Genomic DNA, 6138 nt, shown 5'->3' on the forward strand with positions numbered 1-6138 from the left:
TTGTAGATTTGATATTATACCCTACTTAATGCTGTAGAATAATCGGTTATGCAAGTTTTGATAAATGGTGAGCAGCAAACCATTGAAGAAGGGATCACTATACAAGATCTAGTAATGTCACTAACCCAATTAAAAAATAGACGAGTTGTAGTAGCACAAAATGGCGTCATAATTCCAAAATCTCAATACCAGGCTACTATTGTTTGTGTTGGGGATTCTATAGATGTAATTGAAGCAGTTGGAGGGGGATAATTCAATGAATCATACTGTGAATCAACATACAGATAGTTGGACTCTGGCCGGAGTATCTTATCATTCAAGACTTTTATTAGGCACAGGAAAATACCAAGATTTTGAACAAACGAGAGATGCAGTGCAAGCCTCAGGAGCTCAAATAGTTACCGTGGCGATCCGAAGAACTTCCTTGAAACCAACCGATCAATCCCCTTCATTGCTTTCTTACCTCCCACCAGATACATATACTATTCTTCCAAATACTGCAGGATGTTATTCGGCGAAGGATGCAATTTATACCGCGGAGCTTGCTCGCGAGCTTCTAGATGGGCATGCTTTGATCAAACTAGAGGTACTTGGAGAGGAGAGTCAGCTCTATCCAAATATAAGAGAGACCTTTGTTGCTTGTGAGACTTTATGTGCACAAGGATTTTCGGTTATGGTCTATACCAATGATGATCCTGTCTGCGCAAAAGAATTTGAAGCAATGGGGTGTGCGGCAGTAATGCCGCTTGCTTCTCCAATTGGTTCAGGATTGGGGATACTAAGTGATTATAATCTCTTGCGCATTATAGAACGAGCAACTATTCCAATTATTGTAGATGCAGGTGTGGGCACTGCATCCGATGTAGCTATTGCAATGGAATTAGGTTGTACTGCGGTGTTGCTTAATACTGCAGTCGCTTGTGCTAGGCATCCGGTGCAGATGGCTACAGCCATGAAGTTAGGGGTGCAAGCGGGCCGACTCGCTTTTTTAGCCGGGCGTATGCCCAAGCGCCAATTAGCACATGCCTCTTCACCGGCTCGGGAGTAACATGGTCTCGGTTTCACAGCGCTACCCGCGTAGAAAAGGCAGGCTTAGCAATGAGAAGGTAAAAGCATACAGCGAAGCAAAAATTTCAGATTTTTACTTTACCTCAATCGCTTCGGCGATACAGAATAAAAAACTCTGGAATCCATTGCAGATTGAAATAGGATTTGGAAGCGGTGAAAATCTTATTTACTCAGCAGAGCAGTTGCCTTCGCAATGCCATGTTGGAATTGAGTTGTATATTAGTGGGATTGCCAGCCTGATCACAAAAAAAAATCAAAATCAATTAACCAACCTTGTCGTGGTGCAAGAAGATGCGTTAGAGGCTATGCAACAAGTTCCGGATCAGTATGTTTCGCGCATCAATATTTTTTTTCCTGACCCATGGCCAAAAAAGAGACACCACAAGAGAAGATTGCTTTCTGAGGCATTCATAAGCAGTTGTTACCGAACATTAGCATTGGGGGGATTATTACATATCGCAACTGATGATCGTGATTATTTTGGACATGCACTACAATGTATTTCTATTAGTAGTGCTAGTAAAGGCAGGCTGTTACATGACTTGCCAGCGTTTTGGATTTCAAGAGTTGAAAGCAAGTTTTCTAAAAGAGCTCAGCGAGAGGAAAGAGAAATTAAGGAGTGTTTTTTAATCAAACAATGATAGAGATCTATACCGATGGTTCATTTTTACGCATTAACCAAAATGAAAAAAATGGTTTTGGGCATGGCGGCTGGGCCTTTTGTGTTATGGAAGGAGTGCAAGTTCTTTATTCTAAAACTGGAGGGGAGAGTGGAAATGATTTTGCCAATGGCAAGATGGAGCTTGTCGCAGTGTTTCAAGCAATCTTGTATTCCCAAAATCAATCTTGCAAAATCCATTCTGATTCATCATATATAGTTAATGGGTTTAATGATTGGAAAGATGGCTGGCTTCGCAGCGACTTTAAAAAAGGCAAAATTAAGTTTGCAAAAATATGGCGTGAAGCATTTGATCTTTGGAACGCTGATACACAAAAGATCGCTTGGGTTAAATCTCATATTGGAGTGGTCGGCAATGAAAAAGCCGATGGGTTAGCGCTAAAAGCAGCAGAAGAAGAAAGATTGCGCTGGCAAAAACAATTTAATTAGTAGCCAAAAAATCTAAAAATCTCATTGGTCCATGTTATGCAGATGTCCTCACCAATGTTTTCTGGAAGCGCTTGGTCTTGAAGTTCTGCCAGTGAGATGCCTTCCACTGAGTCTGGAGCAGAGTAAATATTACAACCTATACCAATAATCCAATTAAATTCGTCGTTTAGCGTGGGCACCACTTCTGTCTCTATTAAAATCCCAGCAAGTTTTTTATAGTTTGGTAGATCTTTAGTTACAATGTCATTTGGGAGCTTGACGGTTAGCTTTGATGCAACTTCAGGAAGTCGCTCACTTATACCACTTAGTACTATTTGTGGGATTGTTTGGCTGACGGTATGATTTGTATCTGCCGGGCGTGAGTTTGGTATTTTTAGTGACATGAGCAGACCTTTACCAGTGTCGCTATACCATCTTGCACCATATCTTCCCCTACCGCTCGTTTGATATTCTGCTATGCAAAGGTGTAAACCTGGCATAGTTAGATTACGTAAGTAAAGATTAGTAGAATCAATCGTTGAAAAATGCCACATGTGGCAGTCACTACGAATCTGTTTCTTAATATGTTCTGTTCGGATCATTTTAGATAAACTATAAGTAATATAATAATAGAAAGTTAATTAAATGAGGTATTGTACATGTTGTTCTTTTCAGTTGCAGTAGTTTTATTGGTAGTAGTATATTTCTTTATGGGGGTGCGCATTGTTCCTCAATCTCAAAATTATCTAGTTGAGCGATTGGGAAAATATTCTAGAACACTAGATGCAGGGTTGCATTTTATTGTGCCGTTCATTGAGATCGTATCTAAGCAAGTTAATATTCTTGAGCGCCAGTTACCCACTAATCAAGTAACTGCAATTACCAAAGACAATGTTAATATTGGAATCTCACTTGCGGTGCTCTATAGAGTTACTGATCCAGCAAAAACTATGTACCGTATTCAAAATGTTGACCAAGCAATTACTACTACGGTGACTGGTACTGTAAGAAGCGTAATTGGCAGAACAGAGTTTGATGGAGTGCAGAGCAATCGTCGTGAGTTATCAGATGTGATTGAAACCGAACTCACCGCTGTGTGTATTGAGTGGGGTATAGTATTGTCTCGGGTTGAAATTATAGATGTAGATGTTGATGAAAGTACTAGAAACTCTATGCAATTGCAATTAAATGCTGAGCGTACTCGTAGAGCCACTGTTACTGAAGCCGAAGGTAAAAAGCAGGCAGCCATTTTGCAGGCTGATGCGGCGTACTATGCTGCGCAAAGAGACGCTGATGGCAAACGAGTCTTAGCTGAAGCTGAGTCATATTCAATTTCCATTATTGCAAAAGCTATTGCTCAAGACGGTGAGCAAGCAGTGCAATTCCAACTCAAAAAAATACATACCGATGCGTTAAGCACCATTGGCAAAAGCACAAATGCTAAATTTATAATATTACCAACCGATGTATTGGAAAGTGTTGAATCGGCATTTAAGAAAATATCAGGAAAATAACATTGAGCAATATTGATCCCCATTTTGTTTCACTTGGCCTAGCAGTGCTTATGGTAGTGATTGAGGTTATGACGACTACGCTTATTTTTCTCGGTATTGCTGGTGGTTTTATTGTCGTAGCGATAGTACAACTGTTAACATCAGAAGTGAATTATAGTCGTGACATTCTTATTCTGGCAATCATTAGTGGTTTATTTATTTTTTTTCTTCGCGTTACCATGCGAAAGGGCAAAACTTCATCATTAAAAAAATCAAGTCAAGATATTAATAAATACTAAGCACTGCATACATGGTTTATTTAATTTTGCTTCTCATCTGTATGTTGTCGGAGTTAGTTCTTGCTAAATCAGAAGAAGAAATTCAAGTTATCGCACAACCATACATCGGATTGAGTAGTAGTTCAGATTTTGATGCTAAAGAAGCGAGTTTAATACCGGGAGGCAAGGGCGATATTTTAAGTATTATCACCATTATTCCTAGTATCGCCTCACCGCAATACCGAACACCTGGAGGAAATGAACAAGGCTATTACATTAGAGGTTCTAATCTTAATGACAATCAGTACTTAGTTGATTGGTTGCCATTAGGGTATATTTTTCACTTTGGGGCGCCAGGTTTTGATTATTCTGTCGTACACTCATCATTGATCAATAATTTCACAATTCATTTAGGTGGTTTTTCACCTCGCTACGGTTCTGTAGCAGGAGGAGTTATTGAAGTTGACTTAAAACCTCCTAGACTTGATAAATTATATCAAGAATATCGAATTGGATCAGAAGTGGGTTTTGTAGTAGAAGGTCCATTGAGTAACGATGAAGGGTTCTGGTTTAGTTTACGCAGGAGTTATTTTGATTTAGTGTTCAATCTATTTTTTAAAAACAATAGTCCTGGTAGCAAGAAAAAGGAAGATAGATTTACCATTAAGCAGTTTCCAAGATTTTATGATTTACATAGTAAATATCGTAAAACTCTTAGCGATGGCTATGTTGATTTTACTGTTATTTCCAGTACTGATATTGCAAGTGCGGCAATCAATGAAGCCAACGACCCCTCTATCATTGGAGGGTTATCTGTTGATAGAGGGTTTACGGTCGGAGGAGTTCGCTGGGTGTATGAAGAGCAAGAGTATCGTTCCTCACTAAATGTAAATTGGCTGCACAATGTTAGTGGTTTTTCTATTGGAACTCAAGGTGAGGGCGATCCTAATCCAGGAGGATCTTTCACGCTAGATAATGTAAGTAATTCTTTTCAACTACAAAGCCATCACGAGTTTACATTTTCCAACCATCATTTTTTTACTGTAGGAATAGATCTAGAGCGCAGGTATGGAACGCTTGGAGGGTATTTTTCACTCCCAAATTCTAACGATGCTGGCTCATCAGCACTCACATTTTCTAAACGAACTAAAGCAATTCTAGAAGAAAAATCAGTGCGTAGTAATTTTGAACCACATGTGACTTACATATATCAAGATGAGATTGTTTTAGTTAGTATTGGTGCTAGACTGCTCATGAGCGATTTAAGTAATAATGTTACTAGCACAAAGTACCACTACCGAGCAGTATCTGATCGTTCTCGCCTAGAGTTTTACATCCCTCAAGGCAGTGTGTATATCAATTACGGCACCTACCCGCAACTTCCTGAAGAGTATTATTTATCTAGCAGAATAGGCGCTCCAGAATTAGTAATGCCTCAGCAAGCCACACATACCATTCTAGGAATTAAATCATCTGATATTGATGGGTGGCAGTATAAATTTGAGTACTGGAAAAAAGAAACTAAACAACTCACCATTCGTATCAATGAATTAGAAAAAGAAAGAATTGCGAGCACGGGGGTAAGTTTTACCCAAGGCTTTGATTTTGAAATTAGAAAACAGTTTTCCAGTGACAGTAATTTATATCTTTCAATGTCTCGCAGTAAGGGAACACGAAGTAATTACCCTGGTGGCCCCACCTACCCATTCGGAGGAGACCAACCCCTAAGCTTTAATATTGCATTTAGCTCTTCTGCGGATGATCAAGGTTGGTCATGGGGAATGCGCGCTTTGCTTCATGAAGGCCAACCCTACACTAAGGTAGTGGCAAGACAGTCAGATATTCAAATTAATGAAAATGGCGACCTAGTTCAGTATTTTAAACCAATATATGGTCCATATAAAGGAGCAAGACTTCCTCTCTTTTTTCAATTAGACATGAATTTTCGTTACCAAGAACCTGGGACTGATTGGTACTATACTGTAGAGTTTGTCGGACTTAGTGAATATCTAAGACAAAATGTTATCAGTTATAGGTATGGCACAAACTATGAGAAAATCGCTAGACCTTCCCCAAGGTACACTCAAAATTTTCTGCCTTCTTTTTTAATTGAGACCAGATTTTAACACCCTGTAATCTTTAAAGGGCAGTGTAAATTATGCTATAATGTAACGAAAAAGCATGTTTATGAGATCAAATTTGTTGAAGCTTT

General features: G+C 39.1%; 8 protein-coding genes. 7 read left to right on the forward strand and 1 reads right to left on the reverse strand.

The annotated features are described in order from the left end of the window. Window positions 1-48: 48 nt before the first annotated feature. Genes thiS through QM538_06535 form a run of 4 tightly spaced genes read left to right on the forward strand, consistent with a single transcriptional unit; the run spans window position 49 to window position 2176 of the window. Window positions 49-252, forward strand: a complete 204-nt coding sequence (gene thiS / locus QM538_06520) for a sulfur carrier protein ThiS (GenBank protein ID MDI9348142.1) — start codon at window positions 49-51, stop codon at window positions 250-252. Between the two features lie 16 nt (window positions 253-268). Next, window positions 269-1048, forward strand: coding sequence for a thiazole synthase (locus tag QM538_06525; GenBank protein ID MDI9348143.1), 780 nt, complete (start codon window positions 269-271; stop codon window positions 1046-1048). 1 nt (window position 1049) lies between these two features. Next, window positions 1050-1709: a tRNA (guanosine(46)-N7)-methyltransferase TrmB gene (gene trmB / locus QM538_06530; protein ID MDI9348144.1), complete on the forward strand. Its 660-nt coding sequence runs from the start codon at window positions 1050-1052 to the stop codon at window positions 1707-1709. Next, complete coding sequence (locus QM538_06535) at window positions 1706-2176, forward strand: hypothetical protein (protein MDI9348145.1); 471 nt, start codon at window positions 1706-1708, stop codon at window positions 2174-2176. Before trmB ends, QM538_06535 begins: the two co-directional genes overlap by 4 nt. Here QM538_06535 and QM538_06540 read toward each other — a convergent pair. Then, window positions 2173-2757: a biotin--[acetyl-CoA-carboxylase] ligase gene (locus QM538_06540; protein ID MDI9348146.1), complete on the reverse strand. Its 585-nt coding sequence runs from the start codon at window positions 2755-2757 to the stop codon at window positions 2173-2175. The two genes, QM538_06535 and QM538_06540, sit on opposite strands and share 4 nt — an antisense overlap. A gap of 57 nt (window positions 2758-2814) precedes the next feature. Here QM538_06540 and QM538_06545 point away from each other — a divergent pair, with 57 nt between their 5' ends. Genes QM538_06545 through QM538_06555 form a run of 3 tightly spaced genes read left to right on the forward strand, consistent with a single transcriptional unit; the run spans window position 2815 to window position 6052 of the window. Continuing rightward, window positions 2815-3669, forward strand: coding sequence for an SPFH domain-containing protein (locus QM538_06545; GenBank protein ID MDI9348147.1), 855 nt, complete (start codon window positions 2815-2817; stop codon window positions 3667-3669). A 2-nt stretch (window positions 3670-3671) separates the two neighbouring features. Then, window positions 3672-3947, forward strand: a complete 276-nt coding sequence (locus QM538_06550) for a hypothetical protein (protein ID MDI9348148.1) — start codon at window positions 3672-3674, stop codon at window positions 3945-3947. Window positions 3948-3958: 11 nt separating this feature from the next. Beyond that, a complete protein-coding gene (locus QM538_06555) occupies window positions 3959-6052 on the forward strand; it encodes a TonB-dependent receptor (protein ID MDI9348149.1) in 2094 nt (697 codons plus the stop codon). The last annotated feature ends 86 nt before the right edge of the window (window positions 6053-6138 follow it).

The sequence above is a fragment of the Candidatus Methylacidiphilales bacterium genome, assembly GCA_030054035.1.
Taxonomy (GTDB): domain Bacteria; phylum Pseudomonadota; class Gammaproteobacteria; order JASGCS01; family JASGCS01; genus JASGCS01.